The following is a 23,959-nucleotide window of genomic DNA, read 5'->3' on the forward strand; positions in this document are numbered from 1 at the left end:
TTTAGGATTTTATAATTTGCTTTTTGCTGTTTTCCATTTGTTGTTTTGGAGACTTTTTAAATGGAAGGAAGAGGTGCACAAACTCAGTTTTGCCAATCGCGGAATTATCCAAATTCTCAATATACAAATAATCTATTATTTTGTAGCAGTAGCAATAGTTTGTTTTTGTTTTACTAACGAACTTCTCACTACTAATTTAGGAAAATTTTTCTTACTTGGTAACTCGTTGTTCTGGGCAATACGTTTGGTACAACAATATATATTTTTGAGAAAAAATAGTTTTGTAATTCACATTCTGGCAGTGCTATTTTTGTTAGGAGCAGTATTATTTTTCTTGCCCTTGCTTTACTACTAACCCCCTGAAACCTAATCCCTAATCCCTGACCCCTAACATTCCCTAAACAATGAACAATATTTTAGGATATGACACTATAAAGAACTATTTAAAAGCTAGTGTGGAAGCAGGTCGCATTCCACACGCTCAGTTATTTGTCGCTGGCGAAGGACAAGGAGGACTGCTAATGGCAATCGCCTACGCGACTCTCATTCTTTCGCACGATAACCCTAAAGCAAAAAACCAATGCGCTCAACTCGCTCACCCCGACCTCCATTTTGCTTTCCCCACAGCGATTAACGACAAGGTGAAAAAAGACCCTATTAGCTCGCTCTTTATGGATGAATGGCGCACTTTTGTAAAGGAACAGCCTTATGGCTCTCTTTTCGATTGGTTCGTATTCCTTGGAATTGAGAAAAAACAAGCCAACATAGGGGTAAATGAGGCTAAAGAGATTACTAATAAGTTAGCACTGAAATCATTTGAAGGGGGCTATAAGGTGATGATTATCTGGATGGCAGAGAAGATGAATCCCGAAGCCTCTAATAAGCTCCTCAAACTCCTTGAAGAACCCGCCGATAAAACGGTCTTTCTCTTGGTGGTAGAAGATGAAAATGCCTTGTTAGACACTATCAAATCGCGTTGCCAAATTCTGCGCTTTCCGCCACTCAGTGAGAAAGCTATCAAGGAAGCGCTCATCGCACGTGGTTTAGCTGAAGCCGAAGCGACCAAAATAGCCCTACGCGCTCAAGGAAACTTCAACAAAGCCCTCCAACTGATGGACAACAAAGAAAGCGAAGAAGCAACCTTTGAACGTTGGTTTATTGCGTGGGTGCGTACTGCCTACCGTGCGCGTGGCAACAAAGCCTCTATACGAGGACTCTTGCAATGGAGCGACGAGATTAATACGCTGAATAGAGAGATGCAAAAACAGTTTTTACTCTATTGTGCAGAGGTGTTTCGTCAGGCATTTCTGCTGAACTACACAGCCTCCAATTTGGTGTATATGCAATTTAACGACCCTACTTTCCAACTTGCCAAATTTGCGCCTTTTATTCACGGCAACAATATCGAGGCAATACACAACCTCCTCGAAGAAGCCCAGTTACACGTGGAGCGCAATGGTAATGGCAAAGTTATTTTTACCGATTTGGCTATCAAACTCACCCGACTATTACACACTAAGCAATGAGACAATTTACTAATTTTCTAATCTGCTAATTTGCTAATTTGAAATTATGTTAACCGCAATTTCCCCCATCGATGGTCGTTATGCCGATAAAACGACCTCCCTTGTGCCTTTCTTTTCCGAAATGGCACTTATTCGTTATCGCGTACAAGTGGAAGTAGAGTACTTCATCGCGCTCTGTGAACTCCCCTTGCCTCAACTCGCTGCCTTTCCTAAGGAAAAATACACCGATTTGAGAAAACTCTACCAAAATTTTACCGAAGAGGAAGCTCTAAAAGTAAAAGAAATAGAGCAAACTACCAATCACGATGTGAAAGCGGTAGAATACTTTATAAAAGAAGCTTTTGATTACTTACAACTGCAACCCTATAAGGAGTTTATCCACTTCGGGCTCACCTCTCAGGATATCAACAATACCGCTATTCCGCTTAGCATCAAGGAAGCCGTACAACAAGTATATTTGCCTGCTTTAGAGCAATTACTCGGCAAACTGAGAAGTTTAGTAGTCCAATGGAAAGATGTGCCATTGTTAGCACGCACTCACGGTCAGCCAGCATCTCCTACGCGTTTAGGCAAGGAATTCGAGGTGTTTGTCGTTCGTATGGAACAACAGTTACAAACCCTTATTGCAGTGCCTTATGCTGCCAAATTTGGGGGAGCTACCGGTAACTACAACGCTCATAAAGTAGCCTACCCTAATATCGATTGGAAGGCTTTCGGCACCCGCTTTGTTGAGGAAATATTGGTATTACACCACTCATTCCCTACTACCCAAATTGAGCATTATGACCATTTAGCTGCTCTTTTCGATGCGCTCAAACGCATCAATACGATTCTCATCGATTTGAATCGCGATATTTGGACGTATATCTCAATGGATTACTTCAAACAACAGATAAAAGCAGGCGAGGTAGGCTCTTCGGCTATGCCTCATAAGGTAAATCCTATTGATTTTGAAAATTCTGAAGGTAATTTAGGTATTGCCAACGCTCTTTTAGAGCATCTATCTGCGAAATTGCCTATTTCCCGTCTACAGCGCGACCTCACCGATAGTACAGTATTGCGCAATGTAGGGGTGCCTTTTGGTCATATACTCATCGCCCTGCAATCTACCCTCAAAGGGCTCAATAAACTCCTTTTAAACGAAGATAAAATCCGCGAAGATTTACAAGACCATTGGGCAGTAGTAGCCGAGGCTATCCAAACGATTTTACGTCGAGAAGGCTATCCTAATCCGTATGAAGCTCTCAAAGCCCTTACGCGTACCAATACTGCTATCACAGCTGAGACTATCAGCAACTTCATTGATACCTTGGAAGTAAGTGAAGATGTGAAGGCAGAACTAAAAGTCATCACCCCCGAGAACTATACAGGAGTTTAGTTTAGGTAAGAGATAAGAAGTAAGAAAAATGCTCAGGTAAATCCCTGAGCATTTTTTTATTGGAATAGTTGTATCAAATTTTCTATGACTCCGAAGTTGGTTTGCTTAGCAAGGGTGCGCAAGCGCTCTTTTAAGGTCAAACGCTTGCTCAACTCTCCTTTTTTACAGCGCTTCAAATCGATGAGAAGTTGCTGAATTTCTTCATATACCCTCGTTTTCCAATGTGGCTGACGTTTAGAAACAAGCTCAGGAATTGAAGGGTCAAACAAACGCAACATATCCACCGTTTGGGCAGCAAATTGAGTGTCGCGCTCATACACAAAACGCTGCGACATATTTTCTACAGGATCTTTCGTTAGAAAAAGTTCTTCGCTAAAAGTACTATAAATCTCTATTGCAAAATCCACTTTCCCCATCCATATAAGGGCATTACACAGTTTAGAAATGAGAATATCAGGAGTGTTAAATTCCTCATCAAACACGTGTAAGGGTTTGGCGCGTAGGTTGCGATGTAAAGCAGCTTCAGCCACGCGAATCGCTTCTTGTTCGTTGTTGTTCAAGTAAGCCAATACTACTTTGGCTATGGTATAGCGCGTTTCAGGGTAATGAAAGAAACTATCAGGATAATCTCGCCATACCGATTCAATGTACTTATCAGCTTCTGCAGTATATTTTTCTACAAAACCTGCTCCCCCCCCCATTTTGTACTACAAAATACGCCATAAGCAAGAAAAGAATTTTGGCATACTCTCAAGTGTTCTAAAGGTTGAGTGGCGAGATAGGTTTCGATGAGGTGAACATAACTCGCTTGAGCCATATAATCGTAGTACGGGAACCAAGGGTAAAGCGACTGAGTGATTTTTGGAGTGTTTTTATAGCGTTCCAAAAACGAATAGGCATAAGGCAAATCATTCAAAATGATAGGAGCGTAAGCCTCGTGAGTGTCACGCAGTTTAACGTCGAAAAAACTCGCGCCCGAGAAAGCAATAGTGTCGTAGAAAGAGTTGATAACCTCGCGCAGTTGTGTAGGGGTAGCAGGGGTTGTGTTGTTGCAAAAGCTCTGCCAGTCAGCAAAACCAATGTAGTTACACAGCAAGTTTAAGCTTGCAGTGCTAAGTTGTTTCTCCTTGTCAATTTTTCCAAAGAAGCGGCGCAAGGTTTGGGTAGATAGACGCGTTTTTTCCGATAATTCTTCAAAGTCAGCTATAGAAGTAACTGTTTTTCCAAAGGAGCGGTTTACTTCGTTTTGTAAGCGGTTAATGTGTTGTTTATAAGCGTTATCAGTAGCTAAATCATTTGTCATTTTCCACGTCAAGTATTTATAATAAGGGCGCAAATATACACAAAAAACACTAAACTGTACAAAATTGTACAGAAAATTTATACACAATTGTACAAAATTGGACTTTCGTATTTTTTGGAGCGATTATACTTTTGCCGCTGAAAAAAGATAACAACAGAAACCGAAAAATAATAAATAATGTCAGTAGAATATTACAGAAAACAAATCATCGACCTCAGAGCGCGATTAGCCAAAGAGAAAGAAAACAAGAAGAAGGACAATGCTTATTATGGCGATATGGCAAAAAAAGCTTCTTCTCCTAGTAGTAAAGCTTCTTATAAAAAGACTAAAGTAGATAAAGCCGCTTCTCACGACCGTGCTATCGAAAGTCTCAAAAAACAAATAGAGCGTTCTAAAGAAAGTCTTGCTCGCGAAAAAGCAAGAAAAAAATAAACAAGTAAACAATTTAAAATTTTTATAATATGATTAAGCAATACAAAGAATTGGTAGCTACTGATTTGTATATCGTGGCTATCTACGACAACAAGTCTATCGACGTGTACGACCGCTACGAAAATGCTAAAGGTGCTTTGCGCCAAATCGCTGATGAAAACAACTTCAAGTATGACGAATCTTGGAATACTCGTCAGTTTGGCAAAAAATTAATTGATGCTCTTGGTGGTGGAGCTCCTGCTATTGCCGATGAAACTTACTGTGTGTATACCGATGCCAAAGGTACCGTTATCTGTGGAAGCAAGTTTGAAGGTAGTACTAAAGAAGGTTTGCGTACCGTAGCTGCTAAGTACAAAATTAAGTACGACGAGGCTTGGAACACTCAACAGTTCGGTAAAAAAGTAATTGAAGCTTTACGATAAGAACTGATTTCTAAGAGAGTGTCTATTTTTTAGGCACTCTCTAAAAAAACACTAAAACATACTAACACTAAATAAAGAAATAAAAATGGCAAAAAAAGCTCTTGTAACAGGAAGAACACAGAACAGAACAGCCCTTGGTATTATTGCTGCTTATTTAGAAATGTACCCTAGTACAACTCTAAGTGAGTTAAAACAAATATTCGCAAAAAGTAGTGTATGTCCCGATGCAGGTATTGGTGAACTATTCTACACTACTAAAGACCTTGAGGCTGAGAAAAAAGCAGGAAATGAATGGTTTGAAAAAGACCAAGCTTGCTTTACTCAAGATGGTGAATGGTTAAAAGTAAAAGGCAATAAAATCGCTTTCTGCAAAATGTGGACAGCTCCCAGCCTTGCTAAACTACAACAAAAAGCCGAACAATATGGTATCACAGCTCAAGTAGGCGACCTTTCTAAAACCGACCCTAACTACAAAGTAGGGTATGCAATCACTTATGAAGGTGGTAAAAAAGGAATTCCTTTTTGGGTGTGGATTGTATTGTTAGTACTCTTAGCAGGAATCGCCTATTTTTTATTAACCAATAAATAAGAAAAACCTGCTGCTACTCAAACCATTTCTCTTACTGAAGAAGTACAAAAAGTAGAGTCGCCTCAGCTATGAAGGTTTTGGAAGTAGCAAACAAAAAACACTAATACCCCCAACTCCGATGAAAATAGACGTGTGGAGTTTATCGTACTTAAATAAAACATTTTTTTAACACTTAAAAATTCTAATATTATGGGAATTAAAACAAAAACTATAGCCCCTTTTATCGCTGCTGCTGCAACTGCACAAGGAGCCTACGATGAAATCGCACAAGAATGTGTAGCCGATTTGGCTGAAGAACTCGAACTCAACGACCTACAAAAAGAAGTAGAGGCAGCTTTCAAAAAAATAGAAAAACTCAGCGATGACGATTTCGATGCTTATCTCGAGGAAGCTGCTAAAGCTGTGAAAGCTGGTGAAAAAGAAGCTACATTGCTTATTAGCCTGCAAGTATTAGCATCCGATGGTGTGATTACTGCCGACGAGATGGAAAACTATTTTGCTTTTGCTGAACTACTTGGCATAGACGATGAAAAAGCAAGCGAATTGTTTGACGATTTTGTAGAAGAAGCTGATGATTTAGAAATCGAAGCCTAATGTATAACCTTAAATTTTTAAACTATGGCACTAAAAAAAACAGCAACTGGAAAAGTAGATAAAAGAACTACTGAATACAAAGAAATGGTAGAAAGAGCAAAAAAAGCTCGTGAAGCTGCTAAAAAAGAAAAAGAAAAGGCAGCTAAAAAATCCGACAAGAAAACTACAGCTTCAAGCGGAGTAAAAAGAAAAGCTGACGGTAAAGTAGACCTTCGTACCAAAGAAGGAAAAGCTATAGCCGAAAGAATGGAAAAAGCCCGTAAAGCCAAAGAAAAAAATAAAAAGAAAGGCGGCGTATTGTCACGACTCATTAAAAAATTAGTATAATAGCAATACACACTTTTTTTCAACTTTGCCTGAGTTCCAAACTTAGGCAAAGTTAATATTAAATAATCAACTTATGGGACTATTTAGCAGTATTTTAAAAGGAACAGGATTCTCTTTTTCGTGGAAACGTGCTGTAGGACTTACAGCACTCCGCAGTAAAGCCTCTCGCAGAATAGGAGTGCCTACTTCTCGCCAAGGGGTAGAACGCAAAATAGGTGCAACTTTATTGGGAGCCCTATTTGGCACAAGCAAAAAGAAAGGAAGAAAGAAAAAATAAATATTTGTACAATGAAAAAATATAAAGAAATAGCAGTTAAAGGGAAATATATAGTGGTTTTGTATGACAATAATGCTGTAGAAGTATATGTAAAACAAAAAGTGACTATTGCAATTTTGCATAAAATAGCTGGCGAAAACGGGCTTAAATTTCATCAAGATACAGCCGTTGAAAATGGCATAGAATGGTTTGCTAAAAAGATACTTGACACATTGGGAGACCCCAATGCTATCGTGGGAGGAGAAGATTGTTTGTATATAAACAAAAATAATACTCTTATTTGTGGAAATCGCTACGCGGGAACAGTCAAGGAAGCTTTAAGAAAAATCGCTGAGGAATTTGAAATAGACTATCAAGATACTTGGAATACTCAGCAATTTGGTCGTAAAATTATAAATGAGTTAAAATAATAGATACTATTAGTTTATGAAAAAAATAGTACTAATCTCTTGTGTTTCAAAAAAAGCTTCTCAGCCTATGCAAGCAGAGGAGCTATACCAAAGCCCTTTATTTGTAAAAAGTTTAGCTTATGCTAAAAAGCTAAGACCCGATGCTATTTACATATTATCGGCACTACATCATCTGCTCCCTCTTGATAAAGTAACCGCCCCATATAACCTTACTCTCAACACTATGTGTAAAAAGGAAAGAACAGAATGGGGTAAAAAAGTAGTGGAGCAACTTAAACAAGTGACAAATTTAGAAAAAGATACTTTTGTGATTTTGGCAGGAGAAAACTACCTCACACCTATCCAATCTCACCTAAAACATCTCGAACTCCCCTTAAAAGGAATGAAAATAGGTGAACGGCTACAGTTTCTAACGAATAAAACAGCTTAAAATGAACTCATTAGCACTACAATTACATCAGTTATTTAACGCACAAAAGCGTTTTACTTTTCCTTTTGAAGCAAATAAGAATGAAATTCCTACTAATGGTATTTATATTATCTTTGAGAAAGGTGAAAAATTTAATGATTGTGATAGAATCATCAGAGTAGGTACCCATACAGGAGATAACCAACTCTATTCTCGCTTAAAACAACATTTTGTAAAAGAGAATAAGAATAGAAGTATTTTTAGAAAAAATATAGGGCGTAGTCTGTTGCGTAAAGATGATCCTCATCACCCTTATGCTGAAAAATGGGAGTATGATACTACCTCAAAGGAAGGTAAACAAAAATATACTCACTTGCTGGATGTAAATTTTGAAAAGGCTTTAGAAAAGCGAATTAGTGAATATATACAGCAAAACCTCTCTTTTGCAGTATTTGAAGTAAAAACTAAAGACGACCGACTTTTCTGGGAGAGCAGAATCATTTCTACCCTTTCTAATGCTGCAAAAGCAGGTGAAATAAAACCTTCTGAAAATTGGTTAGGCAGTTATTCTCCTAATGAAAAGATTAAAAAAAGCGGACTTTGGTTAGTGAATGAATTGTATAAACAAAGTCTCAACGACGAAGAATTTGAAAAGCTAAAAAACTTAGTAGAAGGTAAATAATTTGATCACTTTCAAGCACTCCCCTGTTATGTGAGTCTTATAAAGGCTAAACCTTAATCAGGTGTCAGGTGTTTAGTAATAATCAAACAAAAACCACCGCTATGCATTTACGCGCTCAGCGGTGGTTTTTTTATTGTCCTAACTTTCCTAATTGTCAAATTATTATTACCTTTGCGTCTCAATCTTTTAGAAAAAATGTGAGCCTACAAACTTTATAAAAATGAAACACCACCTTACCACCTATAGCCATATTGTATTAAGAAAGAGGTATAAAGATGTTACTTTTAGTGTAATGTACGAGACTATCAATGGCGGACTTGTAGAGAAATTTAATGAAGGTACTCAAAGTAAAACCGAAAAGTACAAGAATATTGAGGCTTTGAAAATCTTAGCTGATAATGGGAGGAAGTATCGCCTATTACCTGTAATTCAAGATAGACAGAAAAATCCTGATGCATTTAATTTAATAAACCTAAGGTATGTAGATATAAAAGTAGCAGAAAGTACCAATGGGAAGAATGCTATTCAGAGCGCTTTGAAGGAGGCTAATAGCCAAAATGTCAGTGAAGTGATTATTTATTTTACTAAAAAGCTGGACTCTAATAGAGAAGCTTTTAATATGCTTAAAGCTACATTTAGACAAAAGCGTGCAAAAAACATAGAAATTATCATATTTATAATGCCTGACAAAAGAGTTTTGCAAGTAGATACAAAACGATTTAAATAACAAGGAGGCAAACTGACTCTTCATCAATTTGCCTCCCGGAGGGGTGAAGGCGTATAGAGACCCAAAGTCTCGTCCCGCACCATTCAAAACGATTTTAATCTGTTTTGCGTTGCAAAGGTACTACTTTTTTAATACATACGCAAATTTTTTAACTGTTCTTTATTTGTAATATTTCTATCAACTATACTTAATGGTTGATAATTAAATCCTTACACCTTATCCTCTAACATCTTCATTGTTATCTGTCCATTGTTAATTATTAATTGTTAATTGTAAAGAATACTGTCTCCTAATCTTCTCCTCTGGTCGTAAGCAAAAGGTGTATAGACAAAGTAGGAATCCCCATTCTAAGGGCTTCATCAGTATATAAGTGAGGTTTGAAGCCCAGCGACTTTTGATTTTTTTAGAGAGGTCGTAACCATAGCGGTCATAGTTCTTGCGTATAAAGCGGTGTAGGGTAGGGGAGAGGTCGGCGATGAGTTCTTCAAAGGCGTTGGCAATTTGCAACTGTCGGTTTACGATAATGCGCTGCTTGCCTCGTATCCCCCAGCGCAAAGGTTTTACTAATTGCGGACTTCCGCAGGCAGCTACAGTGCAAAGGTAATGCCCTTGGTGGGGTAGATGCGGCGGGTGGTCGTGTTGTGAGAACCCCCAAGTAGTAGTCTCAGTCAGTGCTTTGCTCACAGCATCGTAATCATCTCCAAAGAGCATCAGTATTAAGGTGATGAGTACAAATACAGGCAATATAGCGATTACCGAGGAGCAAAATAGAGCGCTTTTTGTAGAGAGTTTTTCATTTATTTTATTGAGGCATTGGTATTTAGAAGGACTAAAAGACAAGTTTTTAGGCAAATCGTAGAGCGTGCGAATGATGATGCCTAAACCTACTAACAGACTGAAAGCAGGAAAGCAAGCTAAGATTCCAGCACCTTCTTGTGAGCCTAAAAGTTGCAAGATGAGTACCCCGTTAAAAAACAACCCTATATAGAGTACGCACAATCCCAATGCTAAAATTAGAGGGGGTAAAGCTGATTTGCGAATCCAAAGTAGTAGCAGAGAAATATGATACAACACAAAAAATATCATATATATTAGCTGGTGTTTGGAAGCAACAAATTCATAACTTTCAAGTCCAGCAGGGTCAATCGCTTCGTAATAAGGGTGTTCCTCCCCTGAAAATAAAAGGAATAGTAAAAATGTAACAAAATAGAATTCCGCTATAATAATCTGCCATATAGGTACAAATTTGCGCAATAGTAGTATAAAGCATATCGCAAACACAACTAAAAATAGTAATTCTATCATATTTCTTACCTGTTAATTGTTAATTGTTACCTCTTACCTTACTTAAAACAATCGCTCCTGCCATTGCCACATTTAGGCTTTCTGTTTGTTGGTGTTTGCTAAAACGCGGAATAGTGATTGCCTTATTTGCTAAGGCACGCACTTCGGGGCTTATCCCATTGGCTTCATTGCCTAAGATAAGTATGCAATTTTTGGGAAATTCGGTAGTGTAGAGGGGGTCACCTTCTAAATCCATTACATATACGGGCAGACTACAAGTAGCTAAAAATCCCGCTAAATCTACATAATGCACCGCTACACGGGTAAGTGAGCCCATAGTGGCTTGCACTACTTTTGGGTTATAGCAATCTACGGTTTGGGTGTTGCAGAGCAAAGTTTCAATGCCAAACCAGTCGCAGAGGCGTATCAGTGTACCCAAATTACCAGGGTCTTGTACGTTGTCCAAAGCGAGAATTACCCCCTCTTGCAGTATGCCCTTTTGCTTGCGTTGGTGAAAAATAGCCAAACCCTCATCAGGGTTTTTGAGGGCACTTACCTTCCTCAATTCCTCTTTGCTCACCAGCGTGATAGGGTGATTGCTAAGAGCTTCGGCAAACACTTCGGTGGCGATGAGCAGTTCCAATCGGTAGCCTGCTTGCAGAAATTCCACGATGCTCTTTTTTCCTTCTACTATAAAGAGATTCAGCTCATTGCGGTATTTTTTCTGTTGTAGTTTCTGAATTAATTTGAGTTGATTTTTGCTAAGCATAAAATAATTGTGTATTTTTGAGCCCTAAAAACAAAAACTTGTGAGAAATACGCGTTCCCCACTAAGCCTTATCGGTATGCTACTCGTCTTAACCATTGCACTCAGCGCGTGTGATGCTACCAAGCGTGTGCCTAAAGACCGCCATTTGCTCAGAGAAAATCTCGTGTACGTGAATGGCTCTAAAACCGACGATGCAAAGATAAACAATTTTGTGTTACAAAAGCCTAATTCGTATATTTTAGGAATGCCCATCAGTTTGTATATCTACAATTTGGGAAACCCTAATGCCGAAAAAGACTTCGCTCAATGGATTGATACACACCCGCGTTGGCATCGTTTTCTCAAAGGATTCTTGTCCGAAAAGCAGGTGGGCAGACTTCAGAAATCGTTTTTAGTATCGGGTATCGACCACCAATTGCAGCGTATAGGCGAAGCTCCTGCCGTGCTTGATACAGCCCGCGTACATAAATCTACCAAACAATTGGGAGCGTACTTCCGCAGTATAGGCTATTTCAACAACAAAGTAACCGATAGCATTTTCCCTCTTCCTAAAGAAGAAAAACAACAAGCCAAAGTAGGCTACTACATCACCACGGGTGAGCGTTACTATTTGGATAGCCTCAAAACGAAAATCACTTCACCCGAAATTGATTCGGTTTACCAATTGCACAAATCAAAAACTTTCCTCAAATCGGGGGCGCCCTATCAGCTTAGCGATTTTAGCAACGAGCGTTCACGCCTATACGAACTTTTCCGCAATAATGGTTTTTACACTTTTCAGCAGAGTTCCATTAACTTCCAAATTGTGCGTGATACAGTTACCGCCCAAAAAGACACTAAATTGCAGGTAACCACCGATATAGGCGACCTTGTAGAACGCGATGGCGATGTGATTACCACCAAAAAATACAAAGTACACCACATCAATAAAATACGCCTCTACACCGATTATGACAGCAAGGTAGATAAGAGTACTTTGGACTCATTGCAGTATCGCGATATGCTTATTTATTACAAAGGCAAACTTCGCTATCGTCCGCGTGTGCTGTACCACGCTACGGGGCTGCGGAAAGGGGCCGTCTACTCCGATGTGGAACGCGGTAATACCTATCGTCAGTTCAATAACTTGCGCGTGTTTCGCTACCCCAATATGGAGTTTAAATACGCTGCCAATGATACCTTGCAAAACAAACTCGATGCGAATATTTACCTATCGTCTATGGATAAATTTTCACTGCGCCTTACCAATGAGATTAAGCGTTCGGAAATTGAAGCTATTGGTTTTGGGATAGGTACTTCGTTTGCAGCGCGTAATATATTTAGAGGGGCTGAAACTTTAGAACTGAACTTCCAAGGGGCTTTTGCCTCTCAGCCTACACTTAAGGATACGCGCTTTTTCAATACCTCAGAAGTGAGTGGTGATATCCGCTTAATATTCCCTTCTATCGTTTTTCCACTGAATACTCGTAAACTCATTCCATACTATATGACCCCTCAAACTATTTTGCAAGGAGGTATGAGCTATCAAACGAATATAGGGCTCGACAAACGCACTACTTCGGGCTTGTTGCGCTATGTGTGGAATCCGCGTAACCAAAAGAATAAGGTCATTTTCGATTTGATAAACGTACAATATGTGAACAATATCAACCCTGGTAACTTTTTCAATATTTACCAAAGTACGTATGAAAAGCTGAACGATATTGCTCGCAAATATAGCCTAGGCAGCCGATATGTAGACGGCAGAGGAAATCTTACCCCCAGCGAAGGTACATTCAATTTCTTAGAAGATATTTTTAATCGAACAATAACTGTTCAATCTGATGATGTGTTGCCTTTATTCGGTATTTTGGAGCGATATAACCGTATTACTAACAACGACTTTATCGTGGCGAGTAGTTTTACTTATATCATCAATAGCAAATCACAGTTTTTTGAACGCAATTTCTCTCAACTCCGCTTTAAAATAGAAGGAGCAGGCAGTTTGCTCAATGCTATTACAGCTACTTATAAGGTGGTGAATACCGATGGGAGTACCAAAAATAAACTCTTTGGGGTGGAATATGCCCAATATGCCAAAGCTGAGGTCGATTTTATCAAACACTTTCCTGTTGGCAAACAGAGTTCTTTGGCATTCCGTTCGTTCTTAGGAGTAGCAATTCCGTATGGCAATTCCGATAATATACCGTTTTCACAGAGTTATTTTGCGGGAGGTACTACCGATAATCGCGGCTGGAAAGCCTATCGTTTAGGTCCAGGGTCAAGTCAGTCGATTTTGGACTACAACGAGGCAAATATGAAGATTACCCTCAATCTTGAATATCGTTTTCCTATTTTAGGGGCACTCAAAGGTGCACTTTTCACCGATGTGGGAAATATATGGAATGTTGCCGATAACACACCTTTTGAAGAAAATAAATTTAAGGATCTTTCATCACTGAAAGATATAGGTTTGAGTACAGGTTTAGGTTTGCGTTATGATTTCAATTTCTTTGTCATTCGCCTCGATATGGGTATTCCTACCTATGATCCTGCTGAACCTATAGGTGATCGCTGGATAAAGAAATTCAGAATAAAAGAAACGGTGTTTAACTTTGGTATCAACTATCCTTTCTAAACGAATATGCAACCGCTTACGTGTATTATAGTAGATGATGAGCCTATGGCGCTCTGCCTCCTTGAGAGTTATGTAAAGAAAACTCCTTCCTTGCAACTTGTAGGGAAGTTTAGTAATGCCATAGAAGTATTGCAATTTCTGCACAACCACCCAGCTCCCGAGCTTATCTATATGGATATACAGATGCCAGAACTCAATGGTTTGCAACTCTCTAAAAAGCTCCCCACGGCTTCTAAAATCGTCTTTACCACAGCTTTCGATCAGTATACCTTAGAAGGGTATAAAGTAAATGCGATAGGCTATTTGCTGAAACCTTTTGATTACTCCGAGTTTTTGGAAACGGTAGAAAAAGCCTTGCTTCTCACCGAAACTACTACCCCTCAACTTACCGAAGTACCTGATTATATGTTCGTAAAAACCGATTACAAACAAGTGAAGGTGCTCTACAGTGATATTCTTTATATAGAAAGTCTAAAAGACTATGTGAGAATATACCTCATCGGCGATACACCCCCTATCACTACCCTGATGAGTTTAAAGAAATTAGAAGAAGAGTTACCTCCTGAACAATTTATGCGCGTACATCGCTCGTTTATTGTAGCCTTAGATAAAGTGGAAGTGGTAGAGCGCAACCAAATAGTATTTGGCAAACAGCGCATCACCATTGCCGAACACTGCAAGGAGGCATTTTTTGAGAAGATTAAGTTATAAAAAAGCAAATGCTCAGGGATAACCTGAGCATTATTAATATTATTTTTGAGTGCAGGGCACTGTGCTATGACAGGCAGGGCACTATGTTTTTCAGTGCAAAATTACAATTTTTTTATTCTTACCAAAAAATTAAATGAATATTTTCATTTTATTTTGTATAACATTATTAATAACTTGGTTTTCTTTATATTTGTAAAGAGTATCTTCTATAGCTTTAATCATATCGTTTTTTCTATTATCAGAAATTTGCTCTAACATATATGAAATGACTTTTATACAAGAAGCTAATGAATGTCTATCTCTATTTTCAAAAGTGATAGCTGGTATAGCAGCTATACCCTTAGGAGTTTTGAAGTCAAATAGGACTCCCGAATGAGCACAAGTATTTCTAATTAAAACGATAGTCTCCATAAAGTTAATGAATTTATTAATGTCATTAACATTGTAAAGTTTAGAAATTCTTTCTCGTATATCATTATCTATTAAGTTCTTGTATATTTTTAAGATAGTGCCAAAAGAAAAGAATTCTAAGGTTTTCCAAGCAGGAGCGTATTTGCCTTCTTCATATTTATTACAAAAACAATTTTCAAACAATTCTTCTTTGTTTTTAGTGTTAATCTTGTAATATTTTTCATGATGTGCTTTTATAGGTTTATTTCTGTCAATAAAATCACAATTATAATATTTGTCTAACTCCTGAATAAAGATACTACTAACCACATTGCTGTCGGCAAACCAAAAAGGAGAGGTTTTGTATTTATTGGAAACATAATAGATAAGTTTAGTTCTGAAATTTATTTCAATTCGGCTAATATTACCTCATTAAAATATTTCGCAAATCTACATCCAAATAATAAAGAGCTACTACATCAGAAAATTTTGTGTCAGGAACTAAATTATGTTCTTTATCAATAGAAAAAGGATGCCAATAAAATCCTAATCTATAATATCCTATATCTAAGAGTACATCTTTTACTTTCTTCTCATCCCAATCAAAGCACATACCTCTTTCTTGTAGTCTCTGTATTTGCTCCTTATAATTAGTAGCTATACTTCCCATAAATTTTAAAGTTTAATTATATCGTGGCTTAATTAAAATGAATAACAGAACAAAAAAATATTTTTTTGTTCTGTTACTTAATTATTTAAAATTATTTAAGAGTCTTTTTAACGGCAACCTCTTGGAAGGCTTCTATAACATCGCCTTCGTGGATATCGTTGTAGTTCTTGATTTGCAAACCACAATCGTAACCTTTGCTCACTTCTTTTACGTCGTCTTTGAAACGCTTGAGTGAAGAAAGTTCGCCGGTATAAATCACCACATTCTCGCGCAATAGGCGTATCTTAGAATTGCGGTAGATTTTACCATCGGTTACCATACAGCCCGCAATGGTTCCTACTTTAGAAATCTTGAAGAGTTCGCGTATCTCTACTGTACCGGTAACCTCTTCCTTGAACACAGGTGAAAGCATACCTTCCATCGCGTCTTTCAAATCGTTGATAGCATCGTAGATGATAGAGTAGGTACGGATATCGATAGATTCTTTTTCTGCCAAAGCACGTGCATTGGTCATTGGGCGAACGTTGAAACCGATGATAATCGCATCAGAGGCTGAAGCCAACAATACATCCGATTCGGTGATAGCACCCACACCTTTGTGAATGATAGATACTTGAATCTCTTCGGTAGAGAGTTTTTGGAATGAATCGGTGAGCGCTTCTACCGAGCCGTCTACGTCTCCTTTGAGGATAATGTTCAACTGTTTGAAATCGCCGAGGGCAATGCGTCGTCCAATCTCGTCGAGGGTGATGTGGCGCTGTGTACGCACCGATTGTTCGCGTTGTAATTGAGCGCGTTTAGCTACTATTTGTTTAGCTTCTTTCTCATCTTCAAATACGTAGAACTTATCACCAGCTTGAGGAGCGCCATCGAGACCTAAGATAGTAATAGGAGTTGAAGGGCCTGCTTCTTTCACCTTTCTACCACGCTCATCCTGCATAGCGCGTATTTTACCTGAGTTAGTACCTGCAAGCACATAATCACCTACGCGCAAAGTTCCTGATTCTACGAGTACAGTAGATACATAACCACGACCTTTGTCAAGAGCAGCTTCTACTACAGTACCTACAGCAGGCTTGTTAGGGTTTGCTTTTAGTTCGAGAATTTCGGCTTCTAAGAGTACTTTTTCCAATAGTTCAGGAACGCCAATACCTTTTTTGGCTGAGATGTCCTGTGATTGTATTTTACCACCCCATTCTTCCACAAGTAGGTTCATACCTGCCAAGCGTTCTTTAATTTTATCGGGGTTGGCATTAGGTTTATCAATCTTGTTGATAGCAAAGATGATAGGCACTCCTGCCGCTTGAGCGTGGCTAATAGCCTCTTTGGTTTGTGGCATCACATCGTCGTCGGCAGCTACTACAATAATAGCGATGTCGGTTACTTTGGTACCACGAGCACGCATAGCGGTAAAGGCTTCGTGACCAGGGGTATCGAGGAAAGTGATGCGCTCACCGCTTTCGAGTTTCACTCCATAAGCCCCTATGTGCTGAGTAATACCACCACTTTCACCTGCGATTACATTTTCTTTACGAATGTAGTCGAGGAGAGACGTTTTACCGTGGTCTACGTGCCCCATTACGGTTACGATAGGCGCACGAGGTACTAAATCTTCAGGTTTATCTTCCTCGGTGTGGATAGCCTCTTCGATGTTAGCGGTTGCGAACTCTACTTCATAGCCAAATTCATCGGCTACGATAGAAAGTGTTTCGGCATCAAGGCGCTGGTTCATAGTAACCATAATACCGAGTGACATACAAGCGCCAATCACTTTATTGATAGGCACATCCATCATTGTTGCCAATTCGTTTACGGTAACGAACTCGGTTACTTTGAGTACTTTTTCTTGTTGTTCTTGTTCTGCGAGTTCTTGTTCTGCTTTTTGGCGGTGAGTTTCGCGTTTTTCTTTGCGGTATTTAGCTCCTTTGGATTTGGCACCTTTTCCTTGCAAGCGTTCGAGGGTTTCGCGTACTTGTTTTTGTACCTCTTCTTCAGTAGGTTCTATTTTAGCAATAATCTTGTTTTTCTTTTCTTTTTTAGGAGTGTCGCCGCCTTTAGCCACATTCACTTCATCTTTGCGGATGCGTTTGCGTTTGCGTTTTTCGCTATCGTTAATAGCGCCAGTAGCACCAATAGCGGTTGTTTGTGCCTCTTTATCTTTGTCCTTGTCCTTATGGCGATTGCGTTTGCGTTTTTTCTTCTTTTTCTCAAACTGACTGAGGTCAATTTTTTCACCTACCACTTTAGGGCCTGTAAGTTTTTGGTATTGAGTTTCAATCACGCCAATAGGAGTCTCAGGGGTAGCTTCTTCTTTGTGTTTGGCGTGTTGTTCCTTTTTCTTAGGCGGGGTAAGGGCTTGCATCAAAGGGTTTTGATAAACAGATTTATTTTTTTGAGCGTCGGGTTTTGGGGATTCTTTCTTTTTGATATCTTTCTGGTCTTTGTGGTTATGATCTTTATTTTCGTTGTTTTTAGCAGACTCAGCAGGAGGGGTTACAGCTGCTTTAGATGCTACTATGGGCTCCACAGGAGTAGGAGGGGTGTTCACTACTTCGGTTTTAGGAGTTTCGGCAGGAAGAGTTTTTTCCTCTTTTTTACCCCCATCGAGGTCAATTTTGCCCACAGGTTTGAGTCCTGCCAATTGAGCTTTGGCACGAATCACTTCCTGTTCTTGTTGCTTGCGTTTTTCTTTATTTTCCTTCTCTTGTTCCATACGGATGGCTTCACGCTCTTTGCGCTTATCTTCTACAATTTCTTTAGAAACCGCACGCTTGTTTTTGTCGGCTTTAAATTTGTTAGAAAGAAACTGAAAATCTTCTTCAGTGATTTTAGTGTTCAAACTCGCTTCAATTTCAACATTTTTATGTTTTTTGAGTTCGTCCACGGCTGTCGCCAAAGAGATGTTCAAATCCTTTAAAACTTTGTTAATTCTTATTGTTTTTCCCTCGCTCATATATATGTTTTTAATTATCAATTAGCAATTGGCAATTCACAATTGTCAATTCCCTTTTTTTGTTACCTCTTTTCACTTACTTTTTACCTGCTACTCAAATTCAGCAGCAAGTACTTGTAGCACCTCTTTTACGGTTTCTTCCTCAAGGTCGGTGCGTTGCATTAGCTCTTCAGCTGAAAGTTCGAGTACGCTTTTAGCGGTATCAAGACCTGCTTTTTGGAGCTCTTCAATTACCCATTGTTCAATTTCGTCGTTGAACTCGGTAAGTTCAATGTCTTCTTCGGTTACTCCTTCGCGATATACATCAATTTCATAACCTGAAAGCTGACTTGCTAAGCGGATGTTGTAACCTGATTTTCCAATAGCTTTAGATACTTCTTCGTTAGCTAAATACACATCGGCGCGCTTTTCTTCTTCATTGATGATTACTGAAGATACACGTGCAGGTGCTAAGGCGCGAGTGATGAGCAATTGTGGATTGGTGGTGAAAGGCAATACATCGATGTTTTCGTTGCCTAACTCGCGCACAATACCGTGAATACGAGCGCCACGTACGCCTACACAGGCTCCTACTGCATCAATGCGCTCATCAAATGAATCTACAGCTACTTTGGCTTTTTCACCAGGGATACGCACTACTTTGCTAATGGTGATAAGTCCATCGGCAATCTCTGGAATTTCTTGCTCAAACAAGCGTTCTAAGAATACTGGAGAGGTACGCGACATAATAATGGTAGGTTTAGTGCTTTTAAGCTCTACCGATTCTATAATTCCGCGCACGTGTTCCCCTTTTTTGAAGAAGTCGGACGGGATTTGTTTTTCTTTAGGGAGAATGATTTCGTTGCCTTCATCGTCAAGCAAGATAATAGCTTTGTGACGAATGTGGTGGATTTCGGCAACGTATAGCTGACCTATCAAGTCTTTGAAACGCTGATAGATAGTCATACTATCGTATTCGTGGATTTTGGAGATAAGATTTTGGCGTAATGCTAAAATAGCACGACGACCTAAGTCATTAATTTTAATTTCTTCAGAAACGTCTTCCCCTACTTCAAAGTCGGGTTCGATCTTGCGAGCTGCCGAAAGGGCGATTTGCTGGTTGTCGTTAGTAACCGCATCGTCTTCTACTACCACGCGGTTGCGGAAGATTTGTAGGTCGCCTTTATCGGGGTTGATGATGATATCGAAATTATCGTCAGAGCCGTATTTCTTCTTAAGGGTGTTGCGGAAAACCTCTTCCAAAATAGCCATCAAGGTTTCACGGTTGATGAGTTTATCATCTTTAAACTCTGAAAACGATTCGATTAATTCAAGACTATTCATATACGTTTAATTAAAATTTAATGATTACTTTAGTTTCTTTTATGTCGGTGAGCGCAAAAAATTGCTCTTTTTTTACAGTGATTTTTCCTTTGCCTACGGGTTTAGGTTCGCGAGTTTCGGTTTCAAGAACGGCTTTACCTTCTTGCAATCCTTTGAGTACCCCTTCGTGAGTTTTACCGTCAAGGGTTGTGATTTGTACGGTTCTTCCAGCGTTTTTGGTGTATTGGCGCTCCATTACAAAGGGTTCGGTAGCTCCAAAAGAGGTTACTTCTAAAGCGAAATCTACAGTTTCACGATCTAAGGCACCTTCTACGGCGCGACTGAGTTCAATACAATCGTCTATACAAACGCCTTTATCGCCGTCGATAGTGATGCGGATGGTATTGTCAGCACTCACGGTTAAATCAGTGAGGAAGAGTTCAGGATGATTGCTTAAAGCCTTATCTACTAACTCTTTAACTTGGTCTTTAAAATTCATTTGTTATAAAAAGAGGGGACTAAAATGTCCCCTCTAATGTTGTTTTTCGGGGCAAAGATACAACGTTTTTTTGAAATAACAAGAAAAAAAGTAAAAAAAGTTTTGGAAATTAGATAAATAGGTGGTAGTTTTGGGGCTCTATAAAGCAATATAAATAATGAAGAAACTTCTAATTTCTAAAAAGTTTGAACACGATAGTATCCTTTCATAGAGAATTTATGTAGGGGCTAATGGCAATTAGCCCTCATAAAAAATAATTGAAAAAACAATGAAAACATTTCTATTAACAATATTGTGCTGTGTGAGTACTCTCACTTGGGCGCAAGAAAATAGCTTTTATCAGCAAGATTCTATTATGTTGCTCAGTCAGCTTAAAGATAAAAGTTTTAAGATAGATAAAAAAGTAACAATTGATTACATTCCTTCCATAGATATGCACCACTCTACTATCTATAGCAGGGCAAAAGTAAAGAAGGCGTTTAACACTATTTTTGATGAGTTTTTCGAGAAAAAACTCAAAGAAAAAGATTTTAAGTTGTGCTATTATCCAGCTATAGATTATAATACTACACCAGAAACAGAGCGTAAACTTTATGGTCTTGTTTTAAAGGAATATGATGGTAAGGTTGATGACCTTTTGAGGATTTATTGGTTTGAAAAAAAGGATAATAACTTTTATTTTATATGGATAGAATGTGCTACTAAAAATGAATAATAGAAATGAGAAAAGTAACTTTATTGTTGGGTATTTGGTGTTTGATTTGTGTGATAATCAACCCTTTTGTATTTTGGGAGATGTTGTTTAATAATCTTTTGTATACGAGTGATGATTTTAGGTATAATAATGCGGTTGAAATAATAGGGGGGACCATATTTTTTACTGCTTTTATAGTGTCGCCTATATTTCTCATATATCAAACGGTGTTGAGATTAATGCAAAAGTCTCATTATAAAGTTTTTAAAATTGTAAAGATTATTTATTTCTTTTTCTTGTTGAATATAGTGTTTTATAGCTTTATATATTATATTTTGAGTAACGCAACAAAATAAACTTTAGGAAATTAACATAATAAAAGGCTGATATCACAATGATTTATTACTAAAATGAAAAGAAAAGAAACTTTTTTCTTGCAAATAAAAAATAAAAGTCGTACATTTGCCTCATCAAACAAATAAAGCGCATAAAAATGAAATACTTTCTCAGTCTCCTATTAACATTCTTGCTTTGCCCTCTACACGCCCAAAAGGAAGCGTGGCGTAAGGAATATAGACAAGTGATGAATTTTTATGAAGGCTTAGCTGCCGTATGGCATAACAACGGAAAATGGGGCTTTGTAAACGAAAAAGGAAAGATCGTAATCCCTATTGAGTTTGATGGGGTAGATTCTTTTGATGACGGAGTATGTCGGGTAGTGAATAATAACTTATATGGACTTATTGATAAAAAAGGAAAGTTTATTGTGCCCTGCAAATACAAGCTTATAGGTTTTTGTTTAGAAGGATGCTTAAGCGTACGCGATGCCACAACAGGCAAAGAAGGCTTTATCGACAAAACAGGCAAAATAGTAGTGCCTCTCAAGTATGACGCAGTAGATAGGTTTTTCGACGGCTTAGCTTGGGTTTATAAAAAGAATATAGGTTGTGGCTATGTAAACGCCACAGGCAAAGAAGTCATTCCATTACAGTACGACTATGGTTGGGCATTTGAACGAGGAGTAACCTCAGTAAAAAAGAATAATAAATGGGCATTTATCAATAAAAAAAATGAACCTCTTACCCCATTTAAATACGATAATGCAGGTCCTTTTGTTAATGGTTTCTCAATCGTCACCCAAAAAGATCATTATGGTTTTGTAAATACTCAAGGCAAAGAAATAATCCCCTTAATATATGAAAATGTCAAAGATTTTAGTGAAGGATTAGCCGCCGTCAAAAAAGATGGTAAATGGGGATATATAGATACTACCGGCAAGGTGGTGATTCCTTTTACCTACTCATCTGTCGATCCTTTTGATGATGAAGGAACCGCCGTGGTCTCACGCTATGATGCGATATTTGTGATTGATAAAACAGGAAAATGTGTCCAATATTGTGAGGAATTAGAAAGAATCTCCGCTCAAAAACCTAAAAAAGGATGGCAAACTCAATATGAATTTGTAGGCGAACCTAAAAATGGAGTTATAGTAGTAGGCAATAATGCCCAACAAGGGCTCGTAAACAAACAAGGAAAAGTGCTCATCCCTATCCAATACAGCAGAGTAACACTCGTAAACAAAATAGCTCTTGTAAGAAAAGATCAAAAAGAAGGTGCTTTCAGCCTAAAAGGAGAGCCTCTCGTTCCTCCCATTTACGATATGCTCACAATAGAGTATTTTGATAAAGATGATGAAAATAGCGATTTCGTATTTTTCACTCGTCGCGAAATATACTTTGGAGTGCTCAGCAAAAAAGGAAAAGTTATTGTCCCCGAAGAGTTTTATAATAATGTAGATACCAAATATTTGAAAAGAGGTACTATACGCGTCTTTCGCAACGACAAAGTAGGACTCTATAACCTCGAAGGGAAACAACTCCTTCCTATGATATTCGATAGTATAGAGCCTTTTGTATACGAGAATGATAATGAAACTGAAGTTGTATTTGAAGGCAAAAGCTTTCATATAGATAAAACTGGCAAATGTATAAGAGATTGCCAAAACGCCCCAAAATACTAACTCCTAAACGAATAAAATAACTAAAAAAAATAGAGTCTTATGAAAAACATCTTAGTAACCACCGATTTCTCTGAGAAGTCTATCGCTTCTCTCCACGTAGCAATAGAATTGGCTAAAAAACACAAAGCTAAAATCTATTTGCTTCACGCTATAGAATTGCCACTGCGCTTAATGACCGAGAGTCAAGTGTCTGTGCCTGAGGCTATGTACTTTCTCAACCTCACCAAGCAACGTTTCACCGATCTCCGCCAAACTCTCAATACCGATGTAGAAATCCTTGATTTGGTAGAAACATCTCCTCTGCCCGATGCCGTAGAAGATGTCGTGAAAAAACACCATATCGACCTCGTGTTAATGGGTTCTAACGGTGCTTCAGGATCTAAAGAACTCTTTATAGGTTCCAATGCCGAGAAAGTAATTCGCTCTGCTTCTGTACCCGTGTTGGTAATTAAAAACCCACACGAAAAACTCAAAATTAAACACATTATGTTCGGTTGCGACTTCTCTAAACGATTTTTAAAACCTTTTGAAAAAGCGTTGAAATTAGCAAAACTCTTTGGTGCTAAAGTAGATTTAGTGTATGTGAATACCCCTTATCAATTCCTTACCACTCACGAAATTAACCACCGTATGCAAGAATTTCTCAAAGAAGCTGAACACGTACGTCAGCATTACGAAACTCACGTATACAACGATATTCGTGTAGAAACAGGTATTCTCAACTACGTGAAGGATAATAAAATAGACCTTATTTGTATGTTCCCTAACGGACGCAAAGGTATCGCTCATTTCTTCAACGGCAGTATTAGTAGCGACCTTGTAAACCACTCTAATACTCCAGTGCTTACCATTAAGTTAGAAAAAGAAAAATAGTCGCTTTTGTGTTGCGAACTTTGCCAAAGCTTCCTGCCCGTACGGCTCGCGCCTTTGGCAAAGTTTGTTATAACAAATTTGCTAATTTGCAAATTATTCGT

Annotated in this window: 26 protein-coding genes; 17 read left to right on the plus strand and 9 right to left on the minus strand. The window is 38.4% G+C overall.

The window, feature by feature from the left end; genetic code table 11:
- Positions 1-404: 404 nt before the first annotated feature.
- A complete protein-coding gene (locus tag JMN12_RS11335; protein WP_203139245.1) occupies positions 405-1,526 on the plus strand; it encodes an ATP-binding protein in 1,122 nt (373 codons plus the stop codon).
- A 46-nt stretch (positions 1,527-1,572) separates the two neighbouring features.
- Positions 1,573-2,904, plus strand: coding sequence for an adenylosuccinate lyase (purB, locus tag JMN12_RS11340; protein WP_009413372.1), 1,332 nt, complete (start codon positions 1,573-1,575; stop codon positions 2,902-2,904).
- 56 nt (positions 2,905-2,960) lie between these two features.
- Here the strand turns inward: purB and JMN12_RS15335 are convergent, their stop codons facing one another.
- Positions 2,961-3,605 carry a hypothetical protein gene (locus tag JMN12_RS15335; protein ID WP_238423895.1) on the minus strand — a complete coding sequence of 215 codons (645 nt, stop codon included), beginning with the start codon at positions 3,603-3,605 and terminating at the stop codon, positions 2,961-2,963.
- A complete protein-coding gene (locus tag JMN12_RS15340) occupies positions 3,581-4,207 on the minus strand; it encodes a hypothetical protein (protein WP_238423896.1) in 627 nt (208 codons plus the stop codon). Before JMN12_RS15340 ends, JMN12_RS15335 begins: the two co-directional genes overlap by 25 nt.
- A 177-nt stretch (positions 4,208-4,384) precedes the next feature.
- Here JMN12_RS15340 and JMN12_RS11350 point away from each other — a divergent pair, with 177 nt between their 5' ends.
- From JMN12_RS11350 to JMN12_RS11395, 10 genes are all read left to right on the plus strand, one after another.
- Positions 4,385-4,639, plus strand: a complete 255-nt coding sequence (locus tag JMN12_RS11350; RefSeq protein ID WP_009413796.1) for a hypothetical protein — start codon at positions 4,385-4,387, stop codon at positions 4,637-4,639.
- Between the two features lie 29 nt (positions 4,640-4,668).
- Positions 4,669-5,061 carry a hypothetical protein gene (locus tag JMN12_RS11355; protein ID WP_203081981.1) on the plus strand — a complete coding sequence of 131 codons (393 nt, stop codon included), beginning with the start codon at positions 4,669-4,671 and terminating at the stop codon, positions 5,059-5,061.
- Between the two features lie 85 nt (positions 5,062-5,146).
- The gene (locus tag JMN12_RS11360) at positions 5,147-5,650 is read left to right on the plus strand and encodes a hypothetical protein (protein WP_009413794.1); all 504 of its coding nucleotides are present in this window, start codon (positions 5,147-5,149) and stop codon (positions 5,648-5,650) included.
- Between the two features lie 189 nt (positions 5,651-5,839).
- Complete coding sequence (locus JMN12_RS11365) at positions 5,840-6,244, plus strand: hypothetical protein (RefSeq protein WP_009413793.1); 405 nt, start codon at positions 5,840-5,842, stop codon at positions 6,242-6,244.
- A gap of 24 nt (positions 6,245-6,268) precedes the next feature.
- Positions 6,269-6,571: a hypothetical protein gene (locus JMN12_RS11370; protein WP_095901894.1), complete on the plus strand. Its 303-nt coding sequence runs from the start codon at positions 6,269-6,271 to the stop codon at positions 6,569-6,571.
- Between the two features lie 73 nt (positions 6,572-6,644).
- Positions 6,645-6,848 carry a hypothetical protein gene (locus JMN12_RS11375; RefSeq protein ID WP_203081982.1) on the plus strand — a complete coding sequence of 68 codons (204 nt, stop codon included), beginning with the start codon at positions 6,645-6,647 and terminating at the stop codon, positions 6,846-6,848.
- An 11-nt stretch (positions 6,849-6,859) separates the two neighbouring features.
- Entirely contained in the window at positions 6,860-7,258 is a 399-nt protein-coding gene (locus tag JMN12_RS11380) for a hypothetical protein (protein WP_088595103.1), read from the plus strand.
- Positions 7,259-7,274: 16 nt separating this feature from the next.
- On the plus strand, positions 7,275-7,688 hold the full coding sequence (locus JMN12_RS11385; protein ID WP_203139248.1) for a DUF6884 domain-containing protein: 414 nt from the start codon (positions 7,275-7,277) through the stop codon (positions 7,686-7,688).
- A 1-nt stretch (position 7,689) separates the two neighbouring features.
- Positions 7,690-8,349 (plus strand): hypothetical protein, encoded by a 660-nt coding sequence (locus tag JMN12_RS11390; RefSeq protein WP_203139251.1) that lies wholly within the window; start codon positions 7,690-7,692, stop codon positions 8,347-8,349.
- Between the two features lie 220 nt (positions 8,350-8,569).
- Entirely contained in the window at positions 8,570-9,076 is a 507-nt protein-coding gene (locus JMN12_RS11395) for a hypothetical protein (RefSeq protein WP_088595100.1), read from the plus strand.
- Between the two features lie 252 nt (positions 9,077-9,328).
- On the opposite strand, the gene JMN12_RS11400 is transcribed toward JMN12_RS11395, so the two are convergent.
- Positions 9,329-10,381, minus strand: a complete 1,053-nt coding sequence (locus JMN12_RS11400; RefSeq protein ID WP_203139254.1) for a DUF6688 family protein — start codon at positions 10,379-10,381, stop codon at positions 9,329-9,331.
- A gap of 19 nt (positions 10,382-10,400) precedes the next feature.
- Positions 10,401-11,129 carry a TrmH family RNA methyltransferase gene (locus JMN12_RS11405; protein ID WP_203139257.1) on the minus strand — a complete coding sequence of 243 codons (729 nt, stop codon included), beginning with the start codon at positions 11,127-11,129 and terminating at the stop codon, positions 10,401-10,403.
- Between the two features lie 76 nt (positions 11,130-11,205).
- Between JMN12_RS11405 and JMN12_RS11410 the strand changes: the two genes are divergently transcribed.
- Positions 11,206-13,746 carry a BamA/TamA family outer membrane protein gene (locus JMN12_RS11410; protein ID WP_238423900.1) on the plus strand — a complete coding sequence of 847 codons (2,541 nt, stop codon included), beginning with the start codon at positions 11,206-11,208 and terminating at the stop codon, positions 13,744-13,746.
- Between the two features lie 6 nt (positions 13,747-13,752).
- A complete protein-coding gene (locus JMN12_RS11415) occupies positions 13,753-14,457 on the plus strand; it encodes a LytR/AlgR family response regulator transcription factor (RefSeq protein ID WP_203139263.1) in 705 nt (234 codons plus the stop codon).
- A 129-nt stretch (positions 14,458-14,586) separates the two neighbouring features.
- Here JMN12_RS11415 and JMN12_RS11420 read toward each other — a convergent pair whose 3' ends face one another.
- From JMN12_RS11420 to rimP, 5 genes are all read right to left on the minus strand, one after another.
- On the minus strand, positions 14,587-15,270 hold the full coding sequence (locus JMN12_RS11420; RefSeq protein WP_203139390.1) for an Abi family protein: 684 nt from the start codon (positions 15,268-15,270) through the stop codon (positions 14,587-14,589).
- A gap of 1 nt (position 15,271) precedes the next feature.
- Entirely contained in the window at positions 15,272-15,517 is a 246-nt protein-coding gene (locus JMN12_RS15500; protein ID WP_203139265.1) for an Abi family protein, read from the minus strand.
- 91 nt (positions 15,518-15,608) lie between these two features.
- Complete coding sequence (infB, locus tag JMN12_RS11430; RefSeq protein WP_203139269.1) at positions 15,609-18,470, minus strand: translation initiation factor IF-2; 2,862 nt, start codon at positions 18,468-18,470, stop codon at positions 15,609-15,611.
- 90 nt (positions 18,471-18,560) lie between these two features.
- On the minus strand, positions 18,561-19,793 hold the full coding sequence (nusA, locus tag JMN12_RS11435; protein ID WP_009413779.1) for a transcription termination factor NusA: 1,233 nt from the start codon (positions 19,791-19,793) through the stop codon (positions 18,561-18,563).
- Between the two features lie 10 nt (positions 19,794-19,803).
- Entirely contained in the window at positions 19,804-20,271 is a 468-nt protein-coding gene (rimP, locus tag JMN12_RS11440) for a ribosome assembly cofactor RimP (protein WP_203084445.1), read from the minus strand.
- A 268-nt stretch (positions 20,272-20,539) separates the two neighbouring features.
- On the opposite strand from rimP, the gene JMN12_RS11445 reads away from it, so the two are divergent.
- The 3 genes from JMN12_RS11445 to JMN12_RS11455 all read left to right on the plus strand — a co-directional run bounded on the left by JMN12_RS11445 (position 20,540) and on the right by JMN12_RS11455 (position 23,858).
- Positions 20,540-20,986 (plus strand): hypothetical protein, encoded by a 447-nt coding sequence (locus JMN12_RS11445; RefSeq protein WP_203139272.1) that lies wholly within the window; start codon positions 20,540-20,542, stop codon positions 20,984-20,986.
- A 472-nt stretch (positions 20,987-21,458) separates the two neighbouring features.
- Positions 21,459-22,985 (plus strand): WG repeat-containing protein, encoded by a 1,527-nt coding sequence (locus JMN12_RS11450; RefSeq protein ID WP_203139275.1) that lies wholly within the window; start codon positions 21,459-21,461, stop codon positions 22,983-22,985.
- Between the two features lie 39 nt (positions 22,986-23,024).
- Complete coding sequence (locus JMN12_RS11455) at positions 23,025-23,858, plus strand: universal stress protein (RefSeq protein WP_203139278.1); 834 nt, start codon at positions 23,025-23,027, stop codon at positions 23,856-23,858.
- Positions 23,859-23,959 lie beyond the last annotated feature (101 nt).

This window comes from Capnocytophaga genosp. AHN8471, assembly GCF_016806945.1.
GTDB lineage: Bacteria > Bacteroidota > Bacteroidia > Flavobacteriales > Flavobacteriaceae > Capnocytophaga > Capnocytophaga periodontitidis.